The organism is Sulfitobacter sp. TBRI5 (assembly GCF_051013555.1).
Classification (GTDB): domain Bacteria; phylum Pseudomonadota; class Alphaproteobacteria; order Rhodobacterales; family Rhodobacteraceae; genus JL08.
The window spans coordinates 2,081,083-2,107,614 of sequence record NZ_CP112884.1; the positions used below are offsets into that span (position 1 = coordinate 2,081,083).

Below are 26,532 nucleotides of genomic sequence, written 5' to 3' on the forward strand. Positions count from 1 at the left end.
TACCTTTTTAAAGGCCCAATTTTGTCCAAATCCGCGGATAATCTGGCGGTCGGGCAATGATTGACTGGTTTTATGAAACGATTGCGCAACCACCTGGTTGGTATCGATCAGGGTGAAACGGCTATGTTCTCGGAGTTTGAGAACGGAGGCACCATGTGGACCGGAACCGGCCCGCGTGAGCGCCGCAAAACCGTTGCGTTTTCGGAAAGTTTCCGTGTCCCCCCCGCGGTTCATGTTTCGATTTCGCTGTGGGATGTGGACGCGGAACAGAATATCCGTGCTGACTTATCCGCCGACAACATCACCGAAATCGGGTTCGATCTGGTGTTTCGTACATGGGCCGACACCCGTGTCGCGCGCATCCGGGCCGCCTGGATGGCGATGGGCGAGTTGGCGCATGCGGATGATTGGGAACTGTACTAGGGCAAGGCGTGCAATTCCCACTCAGCTGACCAGTGCTTGTCTTCCAAGAACCCCTCCACTAAGTTTTGATCATGTGTTTTCGGCGAGGGGCTGAACATTTTGGATTTTTACAAGAATTTTGCATTCTTCGGCGATTTTCTGCGTCCTGTTCAAACTGATAAGCCATTGATCCGGGTGGGCGATTTCAAGGATGGTGGATATCTCGTACCAAACGATTTCTCAGGTATTTCGGCGTGTTACTCCCCCGGTGTTTCCGCGCAATCTTCTTTTGAATTCGATATCGCCAAACACGGAATCCCATCATTCATGGCAGATGCTTCGGTTGATGCGCCGCCGATTGATGTACCGGGCGGGCAGTTTGTAAAAAAGTTTCTGGGACCCGAGGATGACGGTGAATTCATGTCGCTTGCGAGTTGGGTGAACCAGACCGATCCGGACTCCGACTCTGATCTACTGCTGCAAATGGATATAGAAGGCGCGGAATACAAAACACTGGCGGCAACGCCAGCGGAAGTTTTGCAAAGGTTCAGGATCATCGTGATCGAGTTGCATCATATCCCTTCAAGCCTGACAAAGCCTGCCTTTTTCAACCGGGCAAAGGCGATGATTGATGCGCTTTCCCCCGATTTCCAGTCGGTTCATCTGCATCCCAACAATGTGTCAGGTGTTGTGGAAATTGAAGCGGTTCAAATTCCCCGAGTCGTGGAAGCCACATTTCTGCGCCGTGACCGCGTTGTCAACGCACGGCCCGTATCAGGGTTGCCTAATGCGCTGGATCGTCGGCACAACCCGCATCGTCCTGCGTTAACACTACCCCAAGAATGGATATCTCAACCGACCGGTTGATAAACCGGGCCTTCGTCTAGCCGAGCGCGTACATTCCGTCATAAATCGGCTCAAGCGTTTCGGCATCAAACAAGGATGAGACAGACGTTCCGTTCCAGATGTTCAGGATCGCCTGCGCGAACAGGGGGGCGGTGGGCACGATACGGATGTTTGCGGCGCTTTTTACCACTGCCGTGGGCTGAATAGAGTCGGTGATAACCAGAGATTTCATTACCGAATTTGTCACACGTTCCACAGCGGGTCCGGACATGACACCGTGCGTGATATAGGAATGCACTTCCTTCGCGCCGTTTTCCAACAGCACTTCGGCCGCCTTGCACAGCGTTCCGGCCGTGTCGCACATGTCATCTACGATCAGGCATACCTTGTCTTTCACGTTGCCGATTACCGTCATTTCAGCGATTTCGCCGGGTTTTTCGCGGCGTTTGTCAACGATCGCCAGCGGCGAATTGATCCGCTTGGCCAGTTCCCGCGCGCGGGCCACGCCGCCCACATCCGGGGACACAACGGCCAGATCGTCCATCCGGCCTTTGAACTGCGTCTGGATATCCAGCGCAAAAATGGGGGACGCATAAAGGTTATCGACCGGAATATCGAAAAACCCCTGAATCTGTGCCGCGTGCAGATCCATCGTCAGTACCCGTTCAATTCCCGCCTCGACCAGCATGTTCGCAACCAGTTTCGCAGAAATCGGCGTGCGTGCCTTGGTGCGTCTGTCCTGGCGGGCATATCCGAAATAGGGCAGAACAGCAGTAATGCGCGCTGCCGAAGACCGGCGCAGCGCATCTGACATGATCAGCAGTTCCATCAGATTGTCATTGGCTGGGTTCGAGGTCGGCTGAATGATGAACATATCCTCGCCGCGCACGTTTTCGTACACTTCGACAAATATTTCGCCGTCATTGAACCGTTCAACGCGGGCATCGACCAGCCCGACATTGGACCCGCGATACATGCTCATGCGGCGGGCGATGGCTTTGGCCAGAGGCAGGTTTGCATTCCCCGCGATCATCTTGGGTTCGACTATGGCTGGCATTTGATGGATTCCCCGTGGCAGCGGTGGTTATGTGACAGAATCGTGATGTTGACACCGCTTAGCACGGCCTTACGGTCCGTCCAAGATTTAGGGGAGCAAGAGAGACAAGATGGCCCATATAGATTACTTTTTCGCAACGATTTCGCCCTTCACCTATCTGTCCGGTACAAGACCGGCCGAAATCGCTGAAAAACACGGCGCAACCATCACGTACAAGCCGCTGGATATCATGAGGCTGTTTGCGCGCACCGGTGGCATCCCGCCCAAGGACCGGCATATCTCGCGTCAGGAATACAGGTTGCAGGAAATCCCGCGCCGCGCTGCGCGTGCGGGCAAACCGATCAATCCCAAGCCAGCGTTCTGGCCGACCAATCCGGCACCTTCGTCTTATGCGATCATTGCAGCGCAATCGGCAGGCGGTGGTGATCTTTCAAAACTGGTTGCGTCGCTGACAGCCGCCTGTTGGGCCGAAGAAAAAGACGTGGCACAGGATGATGTGATCAAGGCCTGTTTGTCAGAGGCGGGGTTTGATCCGTCGCTTGCTGACAGCGGGTTGCTGGCAGGGGCGGAAACTTATGCCGCCAATCTGGAAGAGGCGGTGAACCGCGGGGCGTTCGGCGCGCCGTTTTTCATCACCGATGATGATCAGCGGTTCTGGGGCGAAGACCGTCTGGATGATCTGGAAGCGCATCTGGCTGCACGCGGCTGATGCCAACGGGTGAATTGGGCGGGCATCCCGCCTATTGGCATATGTACCCTGGCGGGCCACGCGATGTTCTGGCGATACATTGCTCGCTGGCGCATTCGGGGGCGTGGACTGGACTGGCGCAGCAGTTGCAGGACATCGCATCAATCACCGCCTACGATCTGCCGATGCACGGACGATCGGGCGACTGGGATGGTCATTCAGACCTGCATGATGTTGCGACCGAAATGGGCGCGGCAATGCTGACGCACGGGATGGACCTTGTCGGCCATTCCTTCGGCGCGACGGTCGCCCTGCGGCTGGCAACGCTTTTCCCTGATCGGGTGCGCAGTCTGACATTGGTTGAACCGGTGTTTTTTGCGGCGGCCAAGGCGATCGCCCCGGACGCTTATGACGCCTATATCGCAGAAGAGCGGGCCATGTTTGGCAATCTGGACGCCAACAAAGAAAGTGTGACGCGCAATTTTGTGCGGGCGTGGGGGGATGGGCGGCGCTGGTTTGATCTGCCGGCCCAGACACGGTCTTACCTGTGTGATCGGATCATCTTTATCCCGGCGACAAACAACAGCCTGAACCTCGATGTTCACGGTCTGCTTGCCCCCGGTGTGATCGAACGGGCGGCGATGCCCGCGCTGCTGGTTCAAGGGGCTGCTGCCCATCCGATCATGGATGTGATTTGTCAGGCTCTGGCGCAGCGATTGCCGGATGCAACGCGCGTCACAATTCCGGGGGCAGGGCATATGGCCCCGATCACCCATGCAGGTCTGGTCGCAGATTCAATCCGTGACCTGTTCTCGCACGCGCCCTAACCCTTCAATATGTCCACGAACCGGTCGATCTGGTCATGTGTGATCGACCAGTCGCAGACCAGTCGCGCGGTCAGCAACTCTTCGGGATCATTTCCGTCAAGCTGGCCTTCCCAGACATAATAGATGGCCCCGGCATCGTGCAGACGCTGGTGCGCTGCACGTGGAAAATCGGCAAAAATCATATTGGCCTGCGGTTCATACAGCAGTTGCGCACCCGCATTGGCTAACCCGTTGGCCAAACGCGCGCAATTGGCATTGGCCGCGCGCGCACTGTCCAGCCACAGATCATCGCGCAAATAGGCTGCCATCTGCGCCGACAGGTAGCGATGTTTGGAAAACAGATGCGCGCCGCGCTTGCGCCGCAATTCGAATTCCCACGCCTTGGAAGGATCGAACAGGATCACCGCCTCGACCCCCATAAGGCCGTTCTTGGTGCCGCCAAAGCTGACCACGTCCACACCGGCCTTCCACGTCATGTCGGCGGCGCTGCACCCCAGCGCAACCTGTGCGTTGGCGAAACGCGCGCCGTCCAGATGTACCGGCACATCAAACGATTTTGCCACATCGCACAGCGCTCTGATCTCATCCAGAGTGTATACCGATCCACGTTCGGTCACTTGTGTGATCGAAACCGGCCCGCGTTGTGCGCCGTGCACGCCACGTGTTTCTTCGCGCCCGATGGCCGCGTTCAGGGCCTGTGCGCTCATCTTGTCGCGATCGCCGACAAGGGTCAGCTTGGCCCCGCCGGAATAGAACTCCGGCGCGTTGCACTCGTCTTCCTGAATATGGGCCACGGGCGAACAGAACACGGTTTGCCAGGGTTGGCCAATCGTGGCCAGCGCGATGGAATTGGCGGCCGTTCCGGTGGCCACCAGATAGATCGCGGCCTCTGGCGCTTCGAAGATTTCGCGCAGGCGGGTGCGCACGTCCTGCATGATGGGATCGGCACCATACGGCTTTGCAAAGCCTTCATTGGCTGTGGCCAGTGCGTCCATAACCTGTGGATGCACGCGCCCCGCGTTGTCAGATGCAAAAAACATCAGGTCGGCTCCTCGATAATATAGTCTTCCCACTCGTCTTCGGGGGTTGCAAACTCGCTGACCGTGATGTCCTGCGCGGATACGCCGGCATCATGAACGGTTTGGGGGTCACCCGAAATCAGGGGATGCCAGTCAAACAACGGTTTACCCTCCCACAATAGTCTGTAGGCGCAGGTTTGTGGCATCCAGTAGGCGTGCGTATCCAGATTGTCCGGTTTCAGAACAATGCATTCCGGCACGAACTGGTGGCGGATATCATATTGCGCGCATCGGCATGTCTCGTCATCAAACAAACGGCAGGCGACGCGCGTCAGAGCAACCTCGCCTGTGTCTTCGTCTTCAAGTTTGTTGAGACAGCATTTGCCGCAACCATCACACAGCGCCTCCCATTCGGGCTGTGTCATCCGGTTCAGGGGTTTGAACTCCCAGAACCGCCTGGCCAGCCCGTCGCGTTCGATCGGGTCTTTCATAAGGCGTCCAGAATGCTACGCGCCCGGGCACAGTCCGCTTTCATCTGGTCTGTCAGCGCGTCAAGTGAATCGAATTTCTGTTCGCCACGCAGGTATTCGACCAGAGCGACTGAAAGATGTGCACCATATAAATCACCGGAGAAATCGAACAGAAACGTTTCCAGATTGGCGCGGTTTTCCCCGAACATCGGGCGCACGCCAAGGGACGCCGCGCCTTTATATTCGCCCTTGTGAGGGCCATCCAGAACATCCACCAGAACCGCATAAACGCCATATGCAGGCGGGTGCAGCCCGTCGATCGACATATTGGCCGTGGGATATCCCAGATCACGCCCACGCTGTTCCCCGCTGATGACGGGGCCTTCGATGCGATGCCAGTGCCCCAGCATGGCTGCCGCGTCGCGTGGCCGTGCATCGCTTAGCGCCTGACGGATCGCCGTGGATGACACGCGCGCAACGCCCTGCTGGATCAGCGGCGAAATCGTCACGCCAAATCCCATGTCCTGCCCGAACCGCACCAGATCCTGCGCATTGCCGGCCCTGCCTTTGCCAAAACAGAAATCCGGTCCGACGATTATATGGCACAGGCCCAGACCGTCACAGATCACGTTGCGGGCAAATTCTTCGGGGCTCAGCCCGGCAAGTCCGGCGTTAAAGTTCAATTCATACAGCAGATCGACGCCCAGTTTTTCCAACCGGCTTGCGCGCGCCTCGCTGCCCATCAATCGAAACGGCTTAGCGTCCGGGGCAAAGAAAGCACGCGGATGCGGTTCAAACGTCACAATACCCAGTGGCGCATCAGGCACAGTTTTTCTGGCAAGATCGATAACCGCCTGATGGCCCAGATGGACACCGTCAAAATTGCCGATAGCGGCACAGGCGCCGCGATCCTGCGGCTCGACAAATTGATAATCCCGGACAATTCTCATGGCGCTTGGGTAGCCGCCTGTTTGCACGGACGCAAGACGCAGTTGCACCCGGGTGCGTCATCGCACGGCGCCATTTTCATCTTTTCATAAATACTTGTTCCTTACGCAGCCCGGATCGGGACGCGCGGTGTGGAACGCCGGGGCCGGATCAGTCGAACTTGCGCGACGGTGCCAGAACGGTGGCCTCGCCGATCAGAACCTTTTTGCCGTCAACCAGACAGCGGCAATCCAGTTTGACGCGGCGCTTTGAAAAGTCGATATCGATCACTTCCACCTCGGCTTGAACCCTGTCGCCGGGGCGGACAGGTGCCAGAAATTTCAGGGTCTGGCCCATGTAAACCGTGCCGTGACCCGGCAATTGTTCTCCGATCACCGCAGAAATCAGGCCAGCCGTCAGCATGCCATGCGCAATCCGTCCCTCAAATATCGTATCCTGAGCGTATTCATCATCCAGATGAACCGGATTACGGTCTGTCGATACTTGTGCGAACAGTTCAATGTCATGGTCGGTCACGACCTTCTGCAACGAGCGGATCATGCCCATTTCAATGTCTTCGATACAGATCGTGCCGCGGGGCATGTTGTCCAACATATCGCCCTCCTGAATTCCGAAAGTAATATTAGGGCCTGTTTTGGGGCCGATTGCGTAACTTTATTACTTTGCAGATGCAGAAAGGCAAGCTTTTTTTGACTTTCCACCTAATGGATTTAAGCCACCGGCTTCCAGCCGGTTCGCTTCAGCGAATCTATTCTGATCTTCTCTCCTGAATTTTGAAACCCGCTGAGGCGGTATGGTTTCAAAATTCAGGAGAGAAGATCATGCGCTACTCGTCATCCGCGCACACGCGATTCTATCATAGATACCACGTCGTATGGGCCACGAAGTACCGGTACAAGGTTCTGCAGGGTGCCATGCGTGAGCGGATCCGTGAAATAATCATCCAGACCTGCGGAGAACTGGGTGTCCATATCGTGAAAGGCGTTTTGGCGCGCGATCATATCCATATGTTCCTGTCGATCCCGCCCAAGCTGTCCCTGTCCGATGTCATGCAACGCATCAAGGGTCGCTCATCCCGACGCATCCAGATGGAGTTCCCTGACCTGCGCAAGCGGTATTGGGGCAGACGCTTTTGGGCGCGTGGGTATTTCTCGACGACCTCCGGGAACGTGACTGACGATGTCATCAAGCAGTACCTGGAATTACATTCCACCAAATGATGCCTCCTGCGTCAGCAGGAGGTCCTTCACTACCGCAGTTTTCCGATTGCATAGGTCGGATTGGACATTTCCTTTTCAAGATAAGCGGTTAGCGCATCCGGGTCCGGCTGGTGCGACGTTTTGGTTTCTATGGCCGCCAGCCCGCCAGTGATGAAAAGAGAATCGATATCTTCACCCATTGCGCCACGAATATCGGTCAGAATGCCGTCTCCGATGCCCAGAATCGCGTTGTCGCGGGGCAAATTCCCGATTTCGGCCAGTCTGCGGCGGGCCAGATCGTAGATTGGTGGGTGGGGTTTGCCGAAATACAGGCTTTCGCCGCCCATTTCGGTGTAAAGCTGCGCCAATGCTCCGGCGCACCATTCGCGCACTTCACCCCGATCCACGACGATATCAGGGTTTGCGCACAAAAGTTTCAGACCTTTTTGCTTTGCGTACAGAAAGTCGGGGCGGTTCACATCCGGGTCGGCCATCGGGTCGAACGGTCCGCAACATACAATCCCGTCGGCCTGATCCAGCGGGACGCGTTTTATGTCGACAGGATTGTCCAATAGATGGATCGGTTCGAAAAATGCAGCATCTCTGTCCCATTCACCCATGAAATAGACATTTTTGCCAACCGCACCCTGAAACATCGCCGATCGCGCGGAATCCCCGGATGTTGCAATGGTGTCCCAGGCATCATCGGGCACGCCGAAGGATTTCATCTGGCTTGCGACACCAGCGCGGGGTTTGGGCGAATTTGTGACCAGAACAACAGCGCCCCCTTTGGCGCGATACGCCTGCAATGCCGCAACAGCCTCGGGCAACGCTTTCACGCCATCATGAACGCACCCCCACAGATCCACAAACAGGGCCTCATAAGTGTCAGAGATGTCGGACAGGGCAGAGATAATCTGGGTCATTCAAACCTCGGGATTTGGACAAAGGGGAAGGCGCCTGTTCTGCATAAAAGAACCATCAGGCCGGGGCCACCAGAAATATCCCGCCCGGACCACATGGGGCGCATTTGGAACACTGGCGATGTTTTGCGCAGGGAGCGGTCATACGGACTCTTCAAAAATGGGGCGTGTCGTGGCAGACTGTCGTCAATAAGCCAAAAAGGCAGCAGGCATTGGAACAGACGTATCCGAAAGGCTGGTTTGATATCGCGCCAGAGGCATATGCCGATCTGGGTGCGATGCTGTATTTGTCGGGTCTGACAAAAACCCATAACAAACGGTCTTTGACACAGGCGATTTACGCTTTTGAAACGCCGCTGCGCCTGCGCCAGTATCATATCTTTCGACAAAACGGGTTTCCGCGCGGGTTCGTAACGTTTGCAGGCCTGTCGGATGATGCGGAGCGGAAGTATGCGATCGAAGGCAAGCCTTTGACCGACAAGGATTTCGCCAGCGGTTCGTCCTTCTGGATCGTGGATATGGTCGCGCCTTTTGGTCAGATCCGTCAAATTGTTGACATACTGAAGCGTGAAATTCCCCACGAAAGAGTCCGTACCAATCGAATGGACAGTGACCTGACGCGCGAACGGATCGTCGAGTGGACCAGAACAGAAGACGGAACGGTACACATGCATCTTTACAAGAAAGCGGCGTTCAAACGTTTGCTGGATCGCGGGGCGTGATCTGATGGTATCGGTAGCCCCGCCTGGCGCGATTGATATCGATATCACCGGTGACAGCACCGGGTTTGTCACGGGTGAGCCACCCAATGACGCGACCGGCGATCTTGACGCCACTGTCACGTTCAATAATCCCGGTTGGAGCCTGTGGTTCACCACATGGGATATTTCCGATGACCCCGGGATCGGGACGGCCACGATCGATGGCACGACCGGCGAATGGACTTATGTCGTTGATCCGGTCGAGTTTGACGCATTGGACAACGGAGAGATCGTTTCAGACACGTTTGAAGTCACGTTCACGGCCTTTGCATTCCCGCCGGGGGGCGGGATCAACAACCAGACGGAAACGTTGCTGGTCACAGTGACGATCGAGGGCGTATGCTTTTGTGCGGGAACGCTTATCGACACACCGTCCGGGGCCGTTGCGGTTCAGGATTTGAATGTCGGGGATCTGGTGGCCACGGTTGACCACGGCCCACAACATGTCCGGTGGATCGAAAGCAGTGCTGTATCGGTTCAGGACCTGAATGAAAAAACGGCGCTGCGCCCGGTCCGGATTGCAGCGGGCGCGTTAGGGGCCGGGGTGCCGCAACGTGATCTTTTTGTGTCCCAGCAGCACCGCATTCTAATGGCGGGGCCGGCAGTAGAGTTGTTGTTTGGCGAAGCCGAAGTGCTGGTGCCGGCGAAAAGCCTGATCAACTGGCCTGGGATCGAGATTGTCACGCCCGTTACACCTGTTGAATACTTTCACATCTTGCTGGACCGTCACGAGGTGTTGTTGGCCGAAGGGGCCAAAGCCGAGAGCCTGTATCTGGGCGAAGAGGCGCTGAGTGCGATGGGGTCCGAAGGATTGCAGGAACTGGCGGCAATCTTTGCCGATACCCCCGGTGCGATGCCCACCGGATTTGGCGCAGCGGCGCGGAAAATGCTTAAGGAATTTGAGGCCGCAATGCTTCAACCGGTTTAAGACCTGTTGGTTGCCGCAGCAAAAAGGGCGCGCCGATCAAATCATGCACGCCCCGTTTGTCTGCATTGAAAGGTTAAACCTTCAGGTTCGGGATAATCTGTTTCTTGCGGCTCATGATCCCCGGAAGAACTACGCTGTCGCCGGTTGCATCCGCGTTAAAGCTTTTCTTGGCGACATTGCGCACCAGATCATTGGGTACCAAAAGCGTTGCTTCTTCGTTCAGGATATCGACAACAAACAGCAACACCTGATCGGCGCCGTCTTCCTGTGCGACACCTGTCATCGCGGCCATCAGCGCATTCTTGCGGTCAAGAACCATTTGGGGCGAAGTGGTTTCCAGAACCGATACGCGGAACTGTTTTCCGCCAACTTCGTATTCCTTGGAATCCATGCGCAGCAATTCCGCTTCGGAAAAGGAAGAAACGTCCGATTTCGCCGCGAACATTTCGGCCGCGTATTCGGGGATCGACAGGCCAAGATCAGCGGCAAGCGACTCAGCCAGCGCCTTGTCAGTCGGCGTTGTTGTCGGGCTGCGGAATTCAAGAGTGTCTGACAGGATACAGGTCAGCATGGCGCCTTTGGCCCAGTCGGGCATCTTGGCGGCGTCATCCCCCATCAGATCGTGCATCAGCGTGGCGGTGCAGGCCAGCGGACGGATGGTGATATCAATCGGGCCTTTGGTTTCCAGCCCGCCGACCAGTTTGTGATGGTCGATGATTGCCAGAATGTCGGCATCGTTGATGTTGTCGGGCAATTCGGCGGGGTTGTTGGTGTCTACGATCACCACCGGTGTGTCGGCTTTCAGATCCGACATGATCGCCGGTTTTGGAAGATCCCAGCGTTTCAGCATGAACGCGGCCTCTGTATTGGGTTCGCCCAACAGGACAGCTTCGGCCTTTTCGCCCTTGATTTCGTTCAGATACCAGGCCCAGATAATCGGGCTGCCGGTGCTGTCTGTGTCTGGGGATTTGTGTCCGAATACTTGGATGGTCATAACGTGTGTTCCTGAAATAAGGGTCGGATTTGGCCGCCTTATACGGGGGCGAAATCAGGTTGTCACGGTGTGGATGGGGACAAATGGACGCTGCCCGCAACATCGCCTAGTCTGCCGTGTATGAACCGCGAAAGTGATCTCTATCCGCCGATTAAGGCTCTGCTAGAACGGCAGGGTTATACCGTCAAGGGCGAAGTCGGGGCGGCGGATCTGGTGGCGCGGCGCGGCGATGACCCGCCTGTCATCGTCGAATTGAAATTGCGGTTCAGTCTGAGCCTGTTTCATCAGGCCATTGCCCGCCTGGCCATCACGGATCAGGTGTATCTGGGGGTGCCCAAACCCAGTGGCAAAACCGCCAAGCGTGCCACCAAGGACAATCTGGCGCTTTGCCGCCGATTGGGGCTTGGCCTGATTGTCGTGCGCGATGGCAAGCGGGCCGAAGTGTTATGCGACCCAGGGCCTTACGCACCGCGCAAGTCAAGGAAACGCACGAACCGCCTGTTGAAAGAGTTTGACCGGCTGGACGGGGACCCCAACGCAGGCGGGGCCACGCGGTTCGGTATCGTCACCGGATACAGACAAGAAGCGCTGCGCTGTGCGGCCCATCTGGCAGAGCATGGACCCAGCAAGGGATCGGATGTGGCCCGTGCCGTGCAGGTGTCTGTGGCAACACGGATCATGGCCGACAACCATTACGGCTGGTTCGAACGGGTGCGCACGGGTGTTTACCGGCTTACCGATCAAGGCGCGGACGGGTTAAAACACTGGGCCTATAGCTGGGGCGATGATGGCGTTGATTAAAACGTCTGACGCGTCAGGGCGTAACCTGCGTTTTCCAGCAATTGCAGAACGCCATTTTCGCCCATGAGGTGCGCGCCGCCAACGGCAACAACAATCAAATCGCCTGATGCCCCCTCAATTATTGGCATCCATGCGGCATTACGCTGGATCAGCAACAGGTCTTCCAGTTCGCCGAACAGCGCGTCAACCTCGGCTGTTGGCAGGTCAAGTAGGGTGTGGGCCAGATAACGCGAAAACTCCCATGCTTCTGCGGGGCTTTGTTCGAAATAGGTTTCCTTGAGAGTGAAAAGAGCATCTTCGGACACTTGATCCGGCATCACGCTCAGGGTCAGCATCCTGATCTGTTCTTCCAGCGTGTCGCCATTGAACAAGCCGAACAGCATATCGAACGGTTCCAGCGCGCGCATCGGCACGTTGGCTGCGGTTGCGATATCACCGATCATATGATCAAGACCGCGCGCCCCTGCGACAGCCTCTTGCATGGCGCAACCGGGAATGCCCATCAGCAAAGACAGATACCATGGCTGGAATTTCGAGGCCATGAACGGCGGGATGCGACGGGATGCTGCCGCTGCGGACAAGCGTTGCCAATCTTCTTCCGGCATCAGTTCGGGCAGGGTGGGGCCGTCGGTCAGAAAAACCAGCGCAGGATTTGTGGTGATCGCCGCTTGCAGTTTCTTTTCTTCTTCCGGCGTCGCTTCAAGCAGGATCAGGTCTGCGCTTTCGATCAGGGGCCGCAATCCGTCCATCACCGGTTCCAGCCGAGGATCATAGACATGGATGGTGCCGATCACATGGACTGTCCGCGCGTCTTTGACCGCGCGCCAGTGATTGCCGGTGGCAAACGGGATGTTCTGGACGTTGCGGGCCAGATCATCGGCTTCGCCTTGGGGCATCTGCAAGCGCAAGTCGCCTCCGCCACATTGTGCGGCAGCGATCAAAGGCACAGCCAGAAACAGCAGTGTCACGGCAAAACGAAAGATCATGGCAATTCCTTGAAATTCAACGAACTCAAGGCTACGTGCGAAGATAACAAAGTTCAACAGAAAGCAATGTTGAACTTGTTCAAATTTTTGTCGCTCGCAGCTTGACTCGGGCCTCCGGCATCCTTAGCTACACCTCGTTATCACTCGCATGGGGTGAGTGATAACGGCCCTTCGGACTGCGAAGGGTCAATGGGAGAAACTTTGAGCCTTAAGGAGCTGCAAAGATGGCATTGAAACCGCTTCATGACCGTGTGCTGGTTCGCCGCACAGAAAGCGAAGAGAAAACCAAGGGCGGATTGATCATCCCCGATAGCGCAAAAGAAAAGCCCAGCGAAGGCGAAGTTGTCGCCACAGGCGAAGGCGCGCGCAAAGACAGCGGCGAACTGATCGAAATGGCTGTAAAAACCGGTGACAAAATCCTGTTCGGCAAATGGTCGGGCACCGAGGTCACACTCGACGGCGAAGAGCTGCTTATGATGAAAGAAAGCGACATCATGGGGATCATCTCCTAAGTCGCGCACCTTCTATTCAATGAAACACTAGACATTCAGGAGCATTCAAATGGCTGCTAAGGACGTCAAATTCGACACAGATGCCCGCAACAAGATTCTGCGCGGCGTAAATATTCTGGCGGATGCCGTAAAGGTAACGCTGGGCCCCAAAGGCCGTAACGTGGTTTTGGACAAATCCTTTGGCGCACCGCGCATCACCAAAGACGGTGTATCGGTTGCCAAGGAAATCGAACTGGAAGACAAGTTCGAAAACATGGGCGCGCAAATGGTCAAAGAAGTGGCCAGCCGCACCAATGACGAAGCAGGCGACGGTACCACAACCGCGACTGTTCTGGCTCAGGCCATCGTCAAAGAAGGCATGAAATCGGTTGCCGCCGGCATGAACCCGATGGATCTGAAGCGCGGCATCGATCTGGCAACAGCCCGTGTTGTCGAAGCGATCAAAGCAGCGGCGCGCGACGTGTCCGACAGTGCGGAAGTTGCGCAAGTCGGAACAATTTCCGCCAACGGCGAAGCGGAAATCGGCCAGCAAATCGCAGATGCGATGCAAAAAGTCGGCAACGAAGGCGTGATCACCGTTGAAGAGAACAAAGGTCTGGAAACAGAAACCGATGTTGTCGAAGGCATGCAATTCGACCGTGGCTATCTCAGCCCCTATTTTGTCACCAATGCGGACAAAATGACTGTCGAACTGGAAGACGCGATCATCCTGCTGCACGAAAAGAAACTGTCGTCGCTGCAGCCAATGGTTCCCCTGCTGGAGCAGGTCATCCAGTCGCAGAAGCCACTGTTGATCATTTCGGAAGATGTCGAAGGCGAAGCGCTGGCAACTCTGGTTGTGAACAAACTGCGCGGCGGTTTGAAAATCGCAGCTGTCAAAGCACCCGGTTTCGGCGATCGCCGCAAAGCGATGTTGCAGGACCTTGCGATTTTGACAGGTGGTCAGGTGATTTCCGAAGATCTGGGCATGAAGCTTGAATCCGTCACAATGGACATGCTGGGTTCTGCGAAGAAAGTGCAGATCACCAAGGATGAAACCACCATCGTTGACGGCAATGGCGCCAAAGCCGAGATCGAGGCACGTGTTGCCCAGATCCGCGGCCAGATCGAAGAAACCACTTCCGATTACGACCGTGAAAAACTGCAAGAGCGCGTTGCCAAACTGGCAGGCGGTGTTGCCGTGATCCGTGTTGGCGGCATGACCGAAGTCGAAGTGAAAGAGCGCAAGGACCGCGTTGACGATGCCCTGAACGCGACCCGCGCGGCCGTGCAGGAAGGTATCGTTGTCGGTGGTGGCGTTGCACTGATCCAGGCGGCGAAGAAACTGGACGGACTGGAAGGCGCAAATGCCGACCAGAACATCGGTATCAACATCGTTCGCAAGGCACTTGAAGCACCGCTGCGTCAGATCGCCGAAAACTCGGGCGTGGACGGTTCGGTTGTTGCTGGCAAGATCCGCGAAAGCAATGACCCGTCGTTCGGCTTTAACGCGCAGACCGAAGAATATGGCGACATGTTCAAGTTCGGCGTGATTGACCCGGCCAAGGTCGTGCGCACAGCACTGCAAGACGCCGCTTCGATCGCTGGTCTGTTGATCACAACCGAAGCAATGGTTGCTGACAAGCCTGCCAAAGACAATGCAGGTGGCGGCGGCATGCCCGATATGGGCGGCATGGGCGGCATGGGCGGCATGATGTAAGCCAGCCTTTGGCACTGTGAAGTAAGGGAAAGGCCCGCCGGATTGGCGGGCCTTTTTCCGTTTGGCACCGCTTCTATCGCGCTGCTGCGGCGCGCAAGATTTACGGTGGCGAAACATGCCACCCAAGCCAAAGGCAAATTGCGCCCTGTGCCGGTTCGCGTATGGTAAACCAACAAACCGAAACAGGGGGCACATAGATGGGTGACAGGCTTGGCGTTGTGGGTCTTGGCCGGATGGGTCGCGCAATAGCGCAGCGTCTGGCGGGGCAAGGTGCGGACGTTGCCGCGTGGACACGTTCAGGCATCAGCACTGCCGAGGCAGCGCGCTGGGGTGTGACGCCTTGCATGACGCTGGCTGATCTGGTCACTCGGTCAGATGTCATTTTGCTTAGCTTGTTCGATGAAAGCGCCGTGCGCGACGTGATGCATTCCCTGCTGGAATCAGAGATTTCAGGCAAGTTGATCATTGATACATCAACGGTCGCACCAAAGGTTCTTCAGGAGTATCTGGACAGAACCGTTTCGGCTGCCGGGTCTTTGATGGACGCACCCATATCGGGCGGACCTGAACTGGTTCTGGCGGGACAGTGCGGCGTCTTTGCCGGTGGAACCGCACAGGATTTCGCTCGCGCCGCGCCTGTCCTTTCGATGATTGCAGGGCAGGTGCATCACGTGGGGCCGTTGGGCAGCGGGCTGGCCATGAAAATCGTGAACAACAGCGTGTTGCAAGGGCTGTGGGCGGTCTTGGTGGATGTGATGCAGATCGCAAAACGATCTGGTTTGGCGCTGGATCAGGTCATGCCGGTGCTGGCGGGCGGGCCTGCCGGCGCGCCCATGCTGGCTGGACGCGTGCCCAGAATTCTGGGGCAGGATAAATCTGTCGGCTTTGATATTGATGGCGCCAGCAAGGATGCGTACGTGTTCGTAAGCGCCGCGCATGATCTGGGCCTTGATGTACCAACATTGCAGATCGCGCAGGAATGCTGGCGCGCCGCACAGGCAGGCGGGCAGGGACCCGACGATATTGCTGCGTTGATTTCAACTGCCTACGAAAAGGCCTGAGCCCGTGCGCCTGATCTTGCTGACCACCCTGACCATGATGGCCTTTGCTGCGAATTCCGTGCTGAACCGCATGGCAGTAGACGGAATGCACATTGATCCGGGCAGTTTTGCGTTGATCCGCGTTGTTTCGGGTGCGGTCATGTTGGGTATGATCCTGACGGTGCGCGGTGGCCCCGTACAGATGCAATGGCGCCCGCGATTGATCGGGGCCTTTTCGCTGTCGGTTTATATGGTGGGTTTTTCCCTGGCGTATCTGACACTGGACGCCGGGCTGGGCGCACTGATCCTGTTTGGCACGGTCCAGATCACCATGCTGGGGCATGCTGCGCGCCAACCAGGGGGATTACGCCGCCAACAACTGGTTGGCGCGGCACTGGCGTTTGGCGGGTTGGTCTATGTGCTTTGGCCCGGGCCCGGTGGACCACCCTATCTGAGTGGCGCGATGATGATGATTGCAGCGGGGCTGGGCTGGGCCGTTTACACGATAGCAGGGCGCAGCGCGACCGATGCGCTGGGTGCGACAGCTGCCAATTTCCTGATCGCGGTTCCGTTGCTGACATTGCTTCTGGTCGGGGGCGGCACATCAGTCACGTTGATCGGCGCCGGTCTGGCCATCGTTTCGGGGGCCGTTACATCCGGTTTGGGATATGCGCTGTGGTACAGTATTCTGCCCAGGCTGGACACCGGGGTTGCCGCTGTCGTGCAGCTTAGCGTGCCGGTGATCGCCATTATCGGCGGCGTTTTGTTTCTGGGCGAGGCGCTGACCCTGCGCCTTGTTTTGGCATCGATCGTCGTGCTGGGGGGGATTGCAATTGCCGTTACCACGTCACCTGTTCAAGCGGATCGTAAAGCGGCGCCTGCGCAGGACTGAACGCCAGCAGGCCAAGGCTGTCGGGTTTGTGGGGCAGGGCCGCCAGTTCGATGGCAGTGACCCACCGCCGGTCCGTGACGATGCCTTCGGGGTCGCACCAGTCATCGGATAAGTCTGCGGTTTCAACGGTACAGCGGAAAAACACCTCGACCTGATGAAAGCCGCTGTCAGGATCATGAAATTCGTTGATCATGCAGGGTGCGCCGACACGCACGCGCAATCCGGTTTCCTCGTGCACTTCGCGCGCCAGATTATCGGGCAAGGACTGGCCCGCGTCGGCACCGCCACCGGGCGCGCACATCAGGGGGCTTTTGCCGTCGGGCCATGCGTTCACAACCAGCAGGCGGTTTTCGTGTACTATGATGGCGCGGGTGGCCAATCGGACGGTTGTGGGGCGCATCACGGGCCTTTCATCGATAAGCGTGCACAAGAGGCCTTTTGTAGCGCTGCGTTTGCGACTATCTCAACCCCATGCGGATGGTGTTTGCCTTTTTGATGTTATGGCCCGGTGTTGCGGCGGCGGATTGCGTCGTTTTGCTGCACGGGCTGGCGCGTACGGATACGTCTTTCGTGTTGATGGAAACCGTGCTTGAGGCAAACGGCTATTCCGTCGTGAATGCCCAATACCCGTCAACCGAAGCATTGGTTCAGACTTTGGTGGCCGAAACCCTGCCAAAAGCGATTGCACAATGCGATGATGACACGGTGCATTTCGTGACCCATTCAATGGGTGGCATTCTGGTGCGCCAGTTTTTTCTGTACGACAAACCCGCCAAACTGGGGCGCGTCGTCATGTTGGGGCCACCCAATCAGGGCAGCGAACTGGTTGATATGTTCGATGATTACAAATCCTTTGGCTGGTTCAATGGCCCGGCCGGCAAACAATTGGGCACCGGACCCGACAGCCTGCCGCGCAAATTGCCGCCTGTCGATTTCGAACTGGGGGTCATCGCAGGTGATCAATCGCTGAACCCGTTTTTTTCCAGCGTGATCGAAGGCCCGGATGACGGCAAGGTCAGTGTTGCATCGACCAAGGTTGCCGGTATGGCGGATCATATCGTTTTGCCTGTGACGCACACGTTCATGATGAACAATCCGACCGTGATTGCCGAAGTGATCTTTTTTCTGGAAAACGGGCGCTTTGATCCGGATGTGTCCTGGACCGATGTTGCCCGGGAAACGGCGATCGGCATCGGGTGCGAGGCCGGAATATGTCTGGATGGTGCGCGCGGTTCCGAAACGCCCCCGGATGAAACAACGGGTAATCCATCCGGTCCGCCAGACGATGGGAACTGATGTTTGTTTTTCCATTCAGGGTGCCAGTGTGCTGCGCCCCGATGGCGTTTGCGACAACGCCGAACTGCATCTTGAAAGCGGTTTGATCTGCGCGGATGCGCAACGGCGCAAGATTGATTTGCGTGGTTATCTGGTGCTGCCGGGCATTGTGGACATTCACGGCGACGGGTTCGAGCGGCACCTTGCCCCGCGCCGTGGGGCGATGAAACAAACGGCGGAAGGGCTGATCGCGGCCGAGGCCGAGTTGGCCGCAAATGGCATCACCACAGGTGTCATGGCCCAGTTTCTGAGTTGGGAAGGCGGATTGCGTGGTGCGGCATTTGCCGATCAGGTCTTGTGTGCCATCCGCGACACCAGAGCCAGCCATGTTACGGACCTGATACCGCAGTTGCGGTTTGAGACTCATCTGTTGGATGAATACGCCAGTCTGCCCGAAGACATTGCGCGCTGGCAGGTGCCTTACGTTGTCTTCAACGATCATCTGCCCCATGACAGGTTGGCAGCGGGTAAACGCCCCCCACGTCTGACAGGGCAGGCGCTCAAGGCGGGACGCAGCCCCGAGGCGCACCTTGCGTTGATCGAGGGCCTGTTCGCGCGCACGCACGAAGTCGGCGCGGCGCTGGACCAGTTATGCGCTGATTTGCGGGCGCGCGGCATCCGGATGGGAAGCCATGACGATGCAAAACAACAGGGTCGCAGGCAATGGCACGACAGGGGCGTGCATATCGCGGAATTTCCCGAAACGGTCGAGGCTGCGGAAACCGCAAAGGCCGCTGGTGACGCTGTTATTCTGGGGGCGCCGAATGTGGTGCGGGGTGGTTCGCATAACGGCAACGCCAGCGCCGTGGATCTTATTGCAATGGGATTGTGCGATGCGCTGGCATCGGATTACCATTATCCCTCGCCCCGCCGCGCGGCGCTGATGCTGGCGGCCAGCGGCCTTACCGATCTGGCGGGTGCATGGCATCTGGTGTCTGCGGGGCCAGCGCGTGTTCTGGGATTGACCGATCGCGGCACGCTGGTTTCGGGGCAGCGCGCGGATCTGGTGGTGCTGGAACAAGGTTCACACCGGGTTGTGGCAACCATGGCTGCGGGGCGGTTCAGCTATCTGTCCGGTGATGTTGCGACGCGGTTCATGGCTGCATAACGCGACAGTCAGACCGGCATTGCCGAGGCCATTCAGGTTTTGGTACGGACAACCCGATTGACGTGGCCCATTTTGCGACCCGGTTTGGTTTCGGCCTTTCCGTAGAGATGCAGGGCGGTGTCCGGTTCTTTGGCCAGCAACGGCACACGATCCATATCGTGGCCAATCAGATTTTCCATCACGATATCTGCAAACCTTTGCCCGTCGCCCAAGGGCCAGCCGGCAATCGCGCGAATGTGCTGTTCAAACTGATCCGTGGTGCAGCCGTTTTGTGTCCAGTGGCCCGAATTGTGTACGCGCGGCGCGATTTCATTGACGATCAGGCCCTGAGACGTGACGAACAATTCAACGCCAAGTACGCCCACATAATCGAGTGCATTCAATATGTTCGCGGCCAGAAGAATGGCATCTGTGCGTTGCGAAGCGCTCAGCCTTGCGGGCACGGTTGTTGTGTGCAGGATACCATCGCGGTGCACGTTTTCGCCCGGATCAAAACAGGCCACATCACCATGTACCCCACGGGCGGCAATAACCGAGACTTCGTAAGAAAAATCAACGAACCCTTCCAGAATGGACGGCGCACCGGCCATATCATCCATGGCTTGCGCAACATCATCGGGCGATTTGATCCGCGCCTGCCCTTTGCCGTCATATCCAAAGCGGCGGGTCTTCAGGATGGCGGGCGCGCCAATTGTCGCGAGTGCAGCGGACAAGGTTTCTGCATCGGTTATGTCGGCAAAGGGGGCGGTTTTCAGACCCAAACCTTGCAGGAACGTTTTTTCGGTCAGCCTGTCCTGTGAGACGCGCAGCGCCTCGCGCCCGGGTCGGATCGGGCGGTGGGATTCCAGAATATCCAAAGCCGCTGTCGGGATGTTTTCGAATTCGTAGGTGATCACGTCGACTGCGTTGGCAAATTTGATCAGCGCATCGCTGTCTTCATACGCCGCTTGGGTGACGCAATGTGCAACATCGCCGGCGGGCGGGTTTGCGCCCGGTTCGAATATGTGGGTTCTAAAGCCGAGTCGCGCGGCAGCAACGGACAGCATACGGCCCAGTTGACCGCCCCCCAGAATTCCGATGGTCGCGCCTGTCTTCAGTGTCTCAGTCATCTTGGGGCACATCCGGGATCGAAGCAGAAAGTGCGGCGCGCCATGCATCAAGCCGCGTGGCTAGTTCTGCATCCAGAAGAGCCAGAATGCCAGCCGCCATCAATCCTGCATTGGCTGCACCGGGTGCGCCGATTGCCATGGTCGCCACCGGATAACCGCGTGGCATTTGCAGGATCGAATACAATGAATCCACACCCGAAAGTGCGCGGGTCTGAACCGGAACGCCAATCACCGGAACGCGGGTTTTCGATGCCATCATACCGGGCAAATGTGCGGCTCCGCCTGCGCCGGCGATAATCACCTGCAAACCGCGTTCTACGGCCGTTTTGCCATAGTCCCACAACCGGTCCGGCGTGCGGTGGGCCGACACGATGCGCGCCTCATAAGGGATATCCAGCGCGTCCAGAATGTCTGCCGCTTCTTTCATCGTGGCCCAATCCGACTGGCTGCCCATGATCAGGCCAACATGAGGAAATGTCATCGCGGCTATGCCTTTCGCCCAAAGTAAGAGCGGGCACTATAGCCAACGCAGGCAAGGGTGCAATCGGGTTTGCGCCTGCAAGGCAGCGGCTATTCAGGCAATGATATCGGGCGTCAGGCGGTCTTCGATCAGGGCGATTGTATCTTTCAGGCGCAATTTGCGTTTTTTCAGCCGTTGCAGGGTCAACTGGTCGGCCGTTCCCTTTTCAACAAGCGCTGCTATCGCATCATCAAGATCGCGATGTTCGCGCCGGAACACAGCCAGTTCCACCCGCAACACATCGTCGGTTTTCATTGAGATATCGATTGGGGCGTTCATCGCTGCCTGATTCCCGGTATTTGTCGGACAACCCAAGATAGTCATTCATTGTGATTTGGCAAAGACCTTGTCTGGCGCGATGTTTGACCCCATGTTTCTATCAAAGCGGTTGCCGAAACGGGGCCGCAACACACCGTCGCTTTTGCAAAGGACGCTTATATGACGAAACTGACACTTGGGGGGTATCCCCATCTGCTGGGGTTCGAGCAACTGGAACGTTTGCTGGAACGTACTGCAAAATCCGGAAACGAAGGCTATCCGCCGTTCAATATCGAACAGACTTCGGATTACTCTTATCGCATAACGCTGGCCGTGGCCGGGTTTGGTGAACATGATCTGTCGATCACCGTGGAAGACCGCCAACTGGTCATTCGGGGCCGCCAAAGCGAAGATAATGACGGTCGCGTGTTTTTGCATCGGGGTATTGCAGCGCGACAATTCCAACGCTCGTTTGTGCTGGCTGATGGCGTAGACGTCGGCGAGGCGATTATGGAAAACGGTTTGCTGCATGTCGATCTGACCCGCTCGAAACCGGAAACTATTGTACAGACGATTGCGATCAAGAAAGGGTAAGCCATGAACAGTCCATTTGAATTACCGGAAAGCGATAGCCGGATCGTCTATGTGAAAACCGTCGAGGTGGCTGACCTTCCGGATGCTGTGCGGCGTGAAGCAGGCGATCTGGAACATTTGTATGCCGTACACCGCGAAGACGGGGAACAACTTGCCCTTGTCGCAGACCGCAAACTGGCCTTTGTGCTGGCGCGTCAGCATGATCTTGCGCCGGTAGCGGTTCACTAAGAACGGTAAATCCGGGCGCGCATTCGCCATATGACGCGAACATGATCTTGTGATTGCGCGGTGCGCCCGGTCGTTGCCAACGTGATGCCTTTTGCGCTAGCACGGCGCAAAGGATGCGGCACATGCAAGACCAGACCCCCGCAGTTGCGATATTGCCTTATGGCCAATCCCCGGGGGGGCATCTGGATCAGTTTCCGGCAGACGATCTGCATTGGCCAATTGGCCAGCCGGACAGGATGCGCGGCCAGCCGGCAAGTGCCTTGGCGTCCACAGACCATCTGATTGTCTACCCAAGGACAAGCACCCATTTCCGACTTGCCTTTGGCACGCGTGCGCAAGTGTCGATGATGGTTGTCGAACCCGAAGCGATCCATGCCAAACATCTTTGGTTGTTACGCTATTCCCACCGGCGTTTTTTTCGTGTGCTCAGTTACAACGACGCATTGTTGGCGCAAATACCGAACGGCGTTTTTTTACCCTATGGCACCACGTGGGTGCCGGACTGGCGGGACCTGTCGCCGCTGAAAACAAAATTAACGTCTCTCATCGCCTCGGCCAAACGCAGCCAGCAGGGCCATCGCCTGCGTCACAGCATTGTTCAGATGGTAAATGACGAAGGGTTTGACGTCGATATTCTGGGACGCGGTTACCAGCCTTTTGCGCAAAAATCAGACGGGCTTTTGCCCTATCGGTATTCTGTCATTATCGAAAACATTCAGGAACCAAACTACTTTACTGAAAAGCTGATAGATGCGGTTCTGTGTGAAACGGTACCGATTTATTGGGGCTGCCCGAATCTGGACAAGTTCATGGATGTGTCCGGCATGATCCTGTGCCGCGACACCGAAGAGATCAGGCAGGCGCTGCAACATGCTTCGCCGGAAGATTACCAAAAGCGTCTGCCTGCGTTGCGTGCCGTCAAAGACGTCGCGGATACGTATGGCGATCTTGAAAAACGGGCCGCGCAGGCATTGCTGAACAGTCTTTAGGCTGCCAGACCGTCGCGCAATATGCGGCGCAAAATCTTGCCGGATGCGGATTTCGGTATGGCGTCGATGAATGAGACGTGGCGCACCTGCTTGTAATGCGAAAGATGCTCGGCCACGTGCGCCTTGACCTCGTCTTCGTTCAGAGACTGCCCGGAGGTCAACACGACAAAGGCCATCGGAACCTCGCCCGCTTCGTCATCGGGAATGCCGATCACGGCAGCGTCTGCGATTGCGTCATGTGCCATCAAAGTTGCCTCAAGCTCGGCCGGGGCAACCTGAAAGCCTTTGTATTTTATCAATTCTTTCAGGCGATCGCGGATGAACAGGAATCCTTCGTCATCGAAACAGGCAATGTCACCGGTGCGCAGCCAGCCATCCTTGTCGATGGTCTGGGCGGTTGCGTCTGGATTGTTAAGATACCCTTTCATTACCTGCGGTCCGCGCACCCACAATTCACCTTCCTGGTTCGGGCCAAGGTTCTGCCCGCTTTCAAGGTCGACGATCCTGCATTCCGTATTGGGAAGGGTCTGACCGCATGCGCCCTCTTTGGGGTTATGTGGCGACATGACATGGGATCCGGGGCTTAATTCGGTCATGCCATATGCCTGGACGGCGATACAGTTCAGGCGGTTGGCCACGGCATTTGCTAGGTCTGCGCCCAGGGGCGCTGCGGCTGATCCGACATATTCGACCGACGACAGATCAAACTGGTCGATCATCGGGTGTTTGGCCAGCGCAATTGCAACTGGCGGAACAACCCAAAGCGCGCGTGCCTTGTGGTCTTGCGTCAGTCGCAGGAACAATTCCAGATCAAAGCGGGGCATGGTGATGATGCACGCCCCTGCCGCAAGGTATGAATTCAGAAGCACCATCATTCCGTAAATGTGAAAAAACGGCAGGAAAGCGGGCGTTGTGTCGCCTTCTTTCATATCCGCAACCGCCAGCACCTGATCCAGATTAACGACAAGGTTCCGGTGGGTCAGCATGACACCCTTCGGCAAGCCGGTGGTGCCCGATGAATAGGGCAGAACAACCACATGATCGTTCACGTCCACAGGCACCTGTTCGATCAGGGGCGGCCCCATCAAATCATCCAAAGGTGTTGCACTTTCACTCGTTCCGATGACCACGATTTCCTTGACGCCGGTGCCGTCAACGGCCGCCTTTGCAATGTCAAGAAACGCCGGGATTGTGAGCAGCATTTCGGAATTGGAATCAATCAGCTGATGCCGGGCTTCGTGTGCTGTATAGGTCGGGTTTATGGTTGTGATTGTTCCGCCCGCCCAAGCCACGGCATGAAACACGACAGCATAGGCCGGCATATTGGGGGCCATGATAGCGATGGTGTGGCCCTTGCCGAAACCACGCTCTGTCAACCCGCCGGCAAGGCTTTGGATATCAGAGATCAATTGACCCGCGCGCACCTGTTCGCCGCTGACGCCGTCAATAATGACAATTGCATCCGGTCGCGTTTCCAGCCCTTCGAAAACGCGCTGTGTGATCGTCCGGTCAACAAGCGGAAGATCTGCCATCGGGCTTTTGTAGATTGTCATGTGAACCCCCATTTTTTACCAAATATGACACAGTTTTCAGCTGTGCTGGCAAAAAATTTTCGGGGTACAATAGGCCCCCCGCCCGGCTGGGCGAAGGGCCTTGGAAATCAGGCTTTGATCAAGCCCATGCTTTCAAGTTTCAACAAAACCTGATGGGCGCAGTTGTCAACGTCGACATTTTCGGTTTCCACGCTGAGTTCCGGGTTTTGCGGAACATCGTAGGGATCGGAAATGCCGGTGAATTCCTTGATCTTGCCTTCGCGCGCCAGCTTGTAGAGACCCTTGCGGTCACGGCGTTCGCATTCTTCGATGGACGTGGCCACGTGAACTTCGACGAAGGCGCCGAAAGATTCAATGTCTTCACGCACAGCGCGGCGTGTTGTGGCGTAAGGGGCGATCGGTGCGCAGATTGCGATGCCGCCGTTCTTGGTGATCTCGCTTGCGACATAGCCGATGCGGCGAATGTTCAGATCGCGGTGTTCCTTGGAAAAACCCAGTTCGGAGCTCAGGTTCTTACGGACAACATCACCATCCAGCAATGTGACGGGGCGACCGCCCATTTCCATCAGCTTGACCATCAAGGCGTTGGCGATGGTGGATTTTCCCGACCCCGAAAAACCGGTGAAAAACACGGTAAAACCTTGTTTGGAACGGGCAGGGCGCGTGCGGCGCAGTTCTGTCACAACCTCGGGAAAGGAAAACCATTCGGGGATTTCCAGCCCTTCGGCCAGCCGGCGGCGCAATTCGGTGCCGGAAATATCCAGAACCGTGTCGCCTTCGGGAACTTCATTGGCAGGATAATATTGCGCTTTTTCCTGCACATAGACCATGTGTTTGAAATCAACCATTTCAAGGCCGATCTCTTCCTCGTGGGTTTTGAACAGGTCCTGCGCGTCATAAGGGCCGTAAAAATCTTCGCCCTTTGAATTCTTGCCGGGGCCTGCATGATCGCGGCCAACGATAAAGTGGGTGCAGCCATGATTGGCGCGGATCAGACCATGCCAGACGGCTTCGCGCGGCCCAGCCATCCGCATCGCCAGATTCAGCAAAGACATACTGGTGGTGGCAGCCGGGTACTGGTCCAGCACGGCTTCGTAGCAGCGCACGCGGGTGAAATGATCGACGTCGCCCGGCTTTGTCATGCCGACAACCGGATGGATCAGCAGGTTGGCCTGCGCTTCGCGCGCGGCGCGGAATGTCAGTTCCTGATGGGCGCGGTGCAAAGGATTGCGGGTTTGGAACGCCACGATACGGCGCCAGCCGACCTTGCGGAAGTAGGCGCGCAATTCGTTCGGTGTATCGCGACGCGCACGGAAATCATAATGGACAGGCTGTTGGATGCCGGTCACAGGGCCACCCAGGTAAATCTTGCCTGCCTGATTGTGCAAGTAGTTCACGGCCGGATGCGCATCGTCGTCAGCGCCAAACACCATTTCCGCCTCGCGGGCCTTGTCTGGCGTCCAGCGGTCTGTGACGGTCATTGTGGCCAGAATAACGCCTTCGGCATCACGCAGCGCAATGTCCTGTCCGACCTCGATGCTTTCCGCGAATTTTTCGTTCACATCCAGCGTAATCGGCATCGGCCAAAGCGCGCCGCTTTGCAGACGCATGTTTTCAACGACTGAATTGTAATCGTCCTCGCCGAGAAAGCCCTTGAGCGGATTGAACCCGCCATTCATCAAAAGCTCCAGATCGCAAACCTGTCTGGGGGACAGATCCCAGCTGATCAGATTGCCTGCCTCCACCTTCAATTTCTGGGCGGATTCATATGAAACATAAAGCTCGGGAATAGGAGCGAGGTTACTCAACATCGTCATAGGATACTCTTTCGTTTTAATAACCGACT

Annotated in this window: 31 protein-coding genes; 17 read left to right on the forward strand and 14 right to left on the reverse strand. The window is 56.8% G+C overall.

All coding sequences use genetic code 11. From position 1 onward, the window contains the following. Positions 1-72 precede the first annotated feature (72 nt). Positions 73-423, forward strand: coding sequence for an H-type lectin domain-containing protein (locus OLX72_RS10430; protein ID WP_114871265.1), 351 nt, complete (start codon positions 73-75; stop codon positions 421-423). A 99-nt stretch (positions 424-522) separates the two neighbouring features. Next, a complete protein-coding gene (locus OLX72_RS10435) occupies positions 523-1,269 on the forward strand; it encodes an FkbM family methyltransferase (protein ID WP_433990419.1) in 747 nt (248 codons plus the stop codon). Positions 1,270-1,285: 16 nt separating this feature from the next. Here the strand turns inward: OLX72_RS10435 and OLX72_RS10440 are convergent, their stop codons facing one another. Further along, positions 1,286-2,305 (reverse strand): ribose-phosphate pyrophosphokinase, encoded by a 1,020-nt coding sequence (locus tag OLX72_RS10440; protein ID WP_433990420.1) that lies wholly within the window; start codon positions 2,303-2,305, stop codon positions 1,286-1,288. A 109-nt stretch (positions 2,306-2,414) separates the two neighbouring features. On the opposite strand from OLX72_RS10440, the gene OLX72_RS10445 reads away from it, so the two are divergent. Both OLX72_RS10445 and OLX72_RS10450 read left to right on the forward strand, forming a co-directional pair. Next, a complete protein-coding gene (locus OLX72_RS10445) occupies positions 2,415-3,014 on the forward strand; it encodes a 2-hydroxychromene-2-carboxylate isomerase (protein WP_114871262.1) in 600 nt (199 codons plus the stop codon). Continuing rightward, a complete protein-coding gene (locus OLX72_RS10450) occupies positions 3,014-3,820 on the forward strand; it encodes an alpha/beta fold hydrolase (protein WP_433988600.1) in 807 nt (268 codons plus the stop codon). The genes OLX72_RS10445 and OLX72_RS10450 overlap by 1 nt, the downstream gene beginning before the upstream one ends. On the opposite strand, the gene OLX72_RS10455 is transcribed toward OLX72_RS10450, so the two are convergent. The 4 genes from OLX72_RS10455 to OLX72_RS10470 all read right to left on the reverse strand — a co-directional run bounded on the left by OLX72_RS10455 (position 3,817) and on the right by OLX72_RS10470 (position 6,851). Next, positions 3,817-4,860, reverse strand: coding sequence for a threonine aldolase family protein (locus OLX72_RS10455; protein WP_114871261.1), 1,044 nt, complete (start codon positions 4,858-4,860; stop codon positions 3,817-3,819). The genes OLX72_RS10450 and OLX72_RS10455 overlap by 4 nt on opposite strands. After that, positions 4,860-5,330, reverse strand: coding sequence for a YcgN family cysteine cluster protein (locus tag OLX72_RS10460; RefSeq protein ID WP_433988601.1), 471 nt, complete (start codon positions 5,328-5,330; stop codon positions 4,860-4,862). The genes OLX72_RS10455 and OLX72_RS10460 overlap by 1 nt, the downstream gene beginning before the upstream one ends. After that, complete coding sequence (locus tag OLX72_RS10465) at positions 5,327-6,259, reverse strand: bifunctional riboflavin kinase/FAD synthetase (RefSeq protein WP_114871259.1); 933 nt, start codon at positions 6,257-6,259, stop codon at positions 5,327-5,329. The genes OLX72_RS10460 and OLX72_RS10465 overlap by 4 nt, the downstream gene beginning before the upstream one ends. Before the next feature lie 148 nt (positions 6,260-6,407). Next, the gene (locus tag OLX72_RS10470) at positions 6,408-6,851 is read right to left on the reverse strand and encodes a MaoC family dehydratase (RefSeq protein ID WP_114871258.1); all 444 of its coding nucleotides are present in this window, start codon (positions 6,849-6,851) and stop codon (positions 6,408-6,410) included. A 227-nt stretch (positions 6,852-7,078) separates the two neighbouring features. Between OLX72_RS10470 and tnpA the strand changes: the two genes are divergently transcribed. After that, positions 7,079-7,477 (forward strand): IS200/IS605 family transposase, encoded by a 399-nt coding sequence (tnpA, locus tag OLX72_RS10475; RefSeq protein ID WP_433988602.1) that lies wholly within the window; start codon positions 7,079-7,081, stop codon positions 7,475-7,477. 29 nt (positions 7,478-7,506) lie between these two features. On the opposite strand, the gene OLX72_RS10480 is transcribed toward tnpA, so the two are convergent. Beyond that, positions 7,507-8,382, reverse strand: coding sequence for a TIGR01459 family HAD-type hydrolase (locus tag OLX72_RS10480; protein ID WP_114871257.1), 876 nt, complete (start codon positions 8,380-8,382; stop codon positions 7,507-7,509). Between the two features lie 209 nt (positions 8,383-8,591). On the opposite strand from OLX72_RS10480, the gene OLX72_RS10485 reads away from it, so the two are divergent. Continuing rightward, complete coding sequence (locus OLX72_RS10485) at positions 8,592-9,101, forward strand: toxin-activating lysine-acyltransferase (protein WP_433988603.1); 510 nt, start codon at positions 8,592-8,594, stop codon at positions 9,099-9,101. Positions 9,102-9,105: 4 nt separating this feature from the next. Beyond that, complete coding sequence (locus OLX72_RS10490; protein WP_433988604.1) at positions 9,106-10,068, forward strand: Hint domain-containing protein; 963 nt, start codon at positions 9,106-9,108, stop codon at positions 10,066-10,068. Between the two features lie 73 nt (positions 10,069-10,141). Here the strand turns inward: OLX72_RS10490 and OLX72_RS10495 are convergent, their stop codons facing one another. Then, entirely contained in the window at positions 10,142-11,062 is a 921-nt protein-coding gene (locus OLX72_RS10495; RefSeq protein WP_114871254.1) for a manganese-dependent inorganic pyrophosphatase, read from the reverse strand. A gap of 120 nt (positions 11,063-11,182) precedes the next feature. Here OLX72_RS10495 and OLX72_RS10500 point away from each other — a divergent pair, with 120 nt between their 5' ends. After that, entirely contained in the window at positions 11,183-11,863 is a 681-nt protein-coding gene (locus OLX72_RS10500) for a DUF2161 domain-containing phosphodiesterase (protein ID WP_114871253.1), read from the forward strand. Here OLX72_RS10500 and OLX72_RS10505 read toward each other — a convergent pair. Then, positions 11,860-12,849, reverse strand: coding sequence for a TraB/GumN family protein (locus OLX72_RS10505; protein WP_114871252.1), 990 nt, complete (start codon positions 12,847-12,849; stop codon positions 11,860-11,862). The two genes, OLX72_RS10500 and OLX72_RS10505, sit on opposite strands and share 4 nt — an antisense overlap. A gap of 224 nt (positions 12,850-13,073) precedes the next feature. Between OLX72_RS10505 and groES the strand changes: the two genes are divergently transcribed. The 4 genes from groES to OLX72_RS10525 all read left to right on the forward strand — a co-directional run bounded on the left by groES (position 13,074) and on the right by OLX72_RS10525 (position 16,992). Continuing rightward, positions 13,074-13,361 carry a co-chaperone GroES gene (groES, locus tag OLX72_RS10510; RefSeq protein WP_433988605.1) on the forward strand — a complete coding sequence of 96 codons (288 nt, stop codon included), beginning with the start codon at positions 13,074-13,076 and terminating at the stop codon, positions 13,359-13,361. Positions 13,362-13,410: 49 nt separating this feature from the next. Beyond that, on the forward strand, positions 13,411-15,060 hold the full coding sequence (gene groL / locus OLX72_RS10515; RefSeq protein ID WP_114871250.1) for a chaperonin GroEL: 1,650 nt from the start codon (positions 13,411-13,413) through the stop codon (positions 15,058-15,060). A 197-nt stretch (positions 15,061-15,257) separates the two neighbouring features. Further along, positions 15,258-16,121, forward strand: coding sequence for an NAD(P)-dependent oxidoreductase (locus tag OLX72_RS10520; protein WP_433988606.1), 864 nt, complete (start codon positions 15,258-15,260; stop codon positions 16,119-16,121). A gap of 4 nt (positions 16,122-16,125) precedes the next feature. Next, on the forward strand, positions 16,126-16,992 hold the full coding sequence (locus OLX72_RS10525) for a DMT family transporter (protein WP_433988607.1): 867 nt from the start codon (positions 16,126-16,128) through the stop codon (positions 16,990-16,992). Here the strand turns inward: OLX72_RS10525 and OLX72_RS10530 are convergent. After that, complete coding sequence (locus OLX72_RS10530; RefSeq protein ID WP_114872406.1) at positions 16,940-17,392, reverse strand: NUDIX domain-containing protein; 453 nt, start codon at positions 17,390-17,392, stop codon at positions 16,940-16,942. The two genes, OLX72_RS10525 and OLX72_RS10530, sit on opposite strands and share 53 nt — an antisense overlap. 95 nt (positions 17,393-17,487) lie before the next feature. Between OLX72_RS10530 and OLX72_RS10535 the strand changes: the two genes are divergently transcribed. Continuing rightward, complete coding sequence (locus tag OLX72_RS10535; protein WP_433990452.1) at positions 17,488-18,288, forward strand: esterase/lipase family protein; 801 nt, start codon at positions 17,488-17,490, stop codon at positions 18,286-18,288. Beyond that, positions 18,242-19,435, forward strand: coding sequence for an alpha-D-ribose 1-methylphosphonate 5-triphosphate diphosphatase (locus tag OLX72_RS10540; RefSeq protein WP_254684632.1), 1,194 nt, complete (start codon positions 18,242-18,244; stop codon positions 19,433-19,435). The genes OLX72_RS10535 and OLX72_RS10540 overlap by 47 nt, the downstream gene beginning before the upstream one ends. Positions 19,436-19,467: 32 nt before the next feature. Here the strand turns inward: OLX72_RS10540 and OLX72_RS10545 are convergent, their stop codons facing one another. From OLX72_RS10545 to OLX72_RS10555, 3 genes are all read right to left on the reverse strand, one after another. After that, positions 19,468-20,544, reverse strand: a complete 1,077-nt coding sequence (locus OLX72_RS10545) for a 5-(carboxyamino)imidazole ribonucleotide synthase (RefSeq protein WP_114871246.1) — start codon at positions 20,542-20,544, stop codon at positions 19,468-19,470. Beyond that, a complete protein-coding gene (gene purE, locus OLX72_RS10550; protein ID WP_433988608.1) occupies positions 20,537-21,025 on the reverse strand; it encodes a 5-(carboxyamino)imidazole ribonucleotide mutase in 489 nt (162 codons plus the stop codon). The genes OLX72_RS10545 and purE overlap by 8 nt, the downstream gene beginning before the upstream one ends. A 93-nt stretch (positions 21,026-21,118) precedes the next feature. Further along, positions 21,119-21,343 (reverse strand): YdcH family protein, encoded by a 225-nt coding sequence (locus OLX72_RS10555; protein ID WP_114871244.1) that lies wholly within the window; start codon positions 21,341-21,343, stop codon positions 21,119-21,121. A 159-nt stretch (positions 21,344-21,502) separates the two neighbouring features. On the opposite strand from OLX72_RS10555, the gene OLX72_RS10560 reads away from it, so the two are divergent. The 3 genes from OLX72_RS10560 (at position 21,503) to OLX72_RS10570 (ending at position 23,133) form a co-directional block, all read left to right on the forward strand. Continuing rightward, positions 21,503-21,916 carry an Hsp20 family protein gene (locus tag OLX72_RS10560; RefSeq protein WP_114871243.1) on the forward strand — a complete coding sequence of 138 codons (414 nt, stop codon included), beginning with the start codon at positions 21,503-21,505 and terminating at the stop codon, positions 21,914-21,916. A 3-nt stretch (positions 21,917-21,919) separates the two neighbouring features. Further along, positions 21,920-22,144, forward strand: coding sequence for a DUF1150 family protein (locus OLX72_RS10565; protein ID WP_114871242.1), 225 nt, complete (start codon positions 21,920-21,922; stop codon positions 22,142-22,144). A gap of 122 nt (positions 22,145-22,266) precedes the next feature. Continuing rightward, the gene (locus OLX72_RS10570) at positions 22,267-23,133 is read left to right on the forward strand and encodes a glycosyltransferase family 10 domain-containing protein (RefSeq protein WP_433988609.1); all 867 of its coding nucleotides are present in this window, start codon (positions 22,267-22,269) and stop codon (positions 23,131-23,133) included. Here the strand turns inward: OLX72_RS10570 and OLX72_RS10575 are convergent. Next, entirely contained in the window at positions 23,130-24,686 is a 1,557-nt protein-coding gene (locus tag OLX72_RS10575; protein ID WP_433988610.1) for an AMP-binding protein, read from the reverse strand. The two genes, OLX72_RS10570 and OLX72_RS10575, sit on opposite strands and share 4 nt — an antisense overlap. Before the next feature lie 107 nt (positions 24,687-24,793). Further along, on the reverse strand, positions 24,794-26,503 hold the full coding sequence (locus OLX72_RS10580; RefSeq protein WP_114871240.1) for a bifunctional sulfate adenylyltransferase/adenylylsulfate kinase: 1,710 nt from the start codon (positions 26,501-26,503) through the stop codon (positions 24,794-24,796). Positions 26,504-26,532 lie beyond the last annotated feature (29 nt).

Excerpts from the sequence above, each read along its gene's own strand:
- OLX72_RS10430 (WP_114871265.1), top strand. The coding sequence starts at position 73 with ATGAAACGATTGCGCAACCACCTGGTTGGTATCGATCAGGGTGAAACG.
- OLX72_RS10440 (WP_433990420.1), bottom strand. The coding sequence starts at position 2,305 with ATGCCAGCCATAGTCGAACCCAAGATGATCGCGGGGAATGCAAACCTG.
- OLX72_RS10445 (WP_114871262.1), top strand. The coding sequence starts at position 2,415 with ATGGCCCATATAGATTACTTTTTCGCAACGATTTCGCCCTTCACCTAT.
- OLX72_RS10450 (WP_433988600.1), top strand. The coding sequence starts at position 3,014 with ATGCCAACGGGTGAATTGGGCGGGCATCCCGCCTATTGGCATATGTAC.
- OLX72_RS10455 (WP_114871261.1), bottom strand. The coding sequence starts at position 4,860 with ATGTTTTTTGCATCTGACAACGCGGGGCGCGTGCATCCACAGGTTATG.
- OLX72_RS10460 (WP_433988601.1), bottom strand. The coding sequence starts at position 5,330 with ATGAAAGACCCGATCGAACGCGACGGGCTGGCCAGGCGGTTCTGGGAG.
- OLX72_RS10465 (WP_114871259.1), bottom strand. The coding sequence starts at position 6,259 with ATGAGAATTGTCCGGGATTATCAATTTGTCGAGCCGCAGGATCGCGGC.
- OLX72_RS10470 (WP_114871258.1), bottom strand. The coding sequence starts at position 6,851 with ATGTTGGACAACATGCCCCGCGGCACGATCTGTATCGAAGACATTGAA.
- tnpA (WP_433988602.1), top strand. The coding sequence starts at position 7,079 with ATGCGCTACTCGTCATCCGCGCACACGCGATTCTATCATAGATACCAC.
- OLX72_RS10480 (WP_114871257.1), bottom strand. The coding sequence starts at position 8,382 with ATGACCCAGATTATCTCTGCCCTGTCCGACATCTCTGACACTTATGAG.
- OLX72_RS10490 (WP_433988604.1), top strand. The coding sequence starts at position 9,106 with ATGGTATCGGTAGCCCCGCCTGGCGCGATTGATATCGATATCACCGGT.
- OLX72_RS10495 (WP_114871254.1), bottom strand. The coding sequence starts at position 11,062 with ATGACCATCCAAGTATTCGGACACAAATCCCCAGACACAGACAGCACC.
- OLX72_RS10500 (WP_114871253.1), top strand. The coding sequence starts at position 11,183 with ATGAACCGCGAAAGTGATCTCTATCCGCCGATTAAGGCTCTGCTAGAA.
- OLX72_RS10505 (WP_114871252.1), bottom strand. The coding sequence starts at position 12,849 with ATGATCTTTCGTTTTGCCGTGACACTGCTGTTTCTGGCTGTGCCTTTG.
- groES (WP_433988605.1), top strand. The coding sequence starts at position 13,074 with ATGGCATTGAAACCGCTTCATGACCGTGTGCTGGTTCGCCGCACAGAA.
- groL (WP_114871250.1), top strand. The coding sequence starts at position 13,411 with ATGGCTGCTAAGGACGTCAAATTCGACACAGATGCCCGCAACAAGATT.
- OLX72_RS10520 (WP_433988606.1), top strand. The coding sequence starts at position 15,258 with ATGGGTGACAGGCTTGGCGTTGTGGGTCTTGGCCGGATGGGTCGCGCA.
- OLX72_RS10530 (WP_114872406.1), bottom strand. The coding sequence starts at position 17,392 with ATGCGCCCCACAACCGTCCGATTGGCCACCCGCGCCATCATAGTACAC.
- OLX72_RS10535 (WP_433990452.1), top strand. The coding sequence starts at position 17,488 with ATGTTATGGCCCGGTGTTGCGGCGGCGGATTGCGTCGTTTTGCTGCAC.
- OLX72_RS10540 (WP_254684632.1), top strand. The coding sequence starts at position 18,242 with ATGAAACAACGGGTAATCCATCCGGTCCGCCAGACGATGGGAACTGAT.
- OLX72_RS10545 (WP_114871246.1), bottom strand. The coding sequence starts at position 20,544 with ATGACTGAGACACTGAAGACAGGCGCGACCATCGGAATTCTGGGGGGC.
- purE (WP_433988608.1), bottom strand. The coding sequence starts at position 21,025 with ATGACATTTCCTCATGTTGGCCTGATCATGGGCAGCCAGTCGGATTGG.
- OLX72_RS10555 (WP_114871244.1), bottom strand. The coding sequence starts at position 21,343 with ATGAACGCCCCAATCGATATCTCAATGAAAACCGACGATGTGTTGCGG.
- OLX72_RS10560 (WP_114871243.1), top strand. The coding sequence starts at position 21,503 with ATGACGAAACTGACACTTGGGGGGTATCCCCATCTGCTGGGGTTCGAG.
- OLX72_RS10565 (WP_114871242.1), top strand. The coding sequence starts at position 21,920 with ATGAACAGTCCATTTGAATTACCGGAAAGCGATAGCCGGATCGTCTAT.
- OLX72_RS10570 (WP_433988609.1), top strand. The coding sequence starts at position 22,267 with ATGCAAGACCAGACCCCCGCAGTTGCGATATTGCCTTATGGCCAATCC.
- OLX72_RS10575 (WP_433988610.1), bottom strand. The coding sequence starts at position 24,686 with ATGACAATCTACAAAAGCCCGATGGCAGATCTTCCGCTTGTTGACCGG.
- OLX72_RS10580 (WP_114871240.1), bottom strand. The coding sequence starts at position 26,503 with ATGACGATGTTGAGTAACCTCGCTCCTATTCCCGAGCTTTATGTTTCA.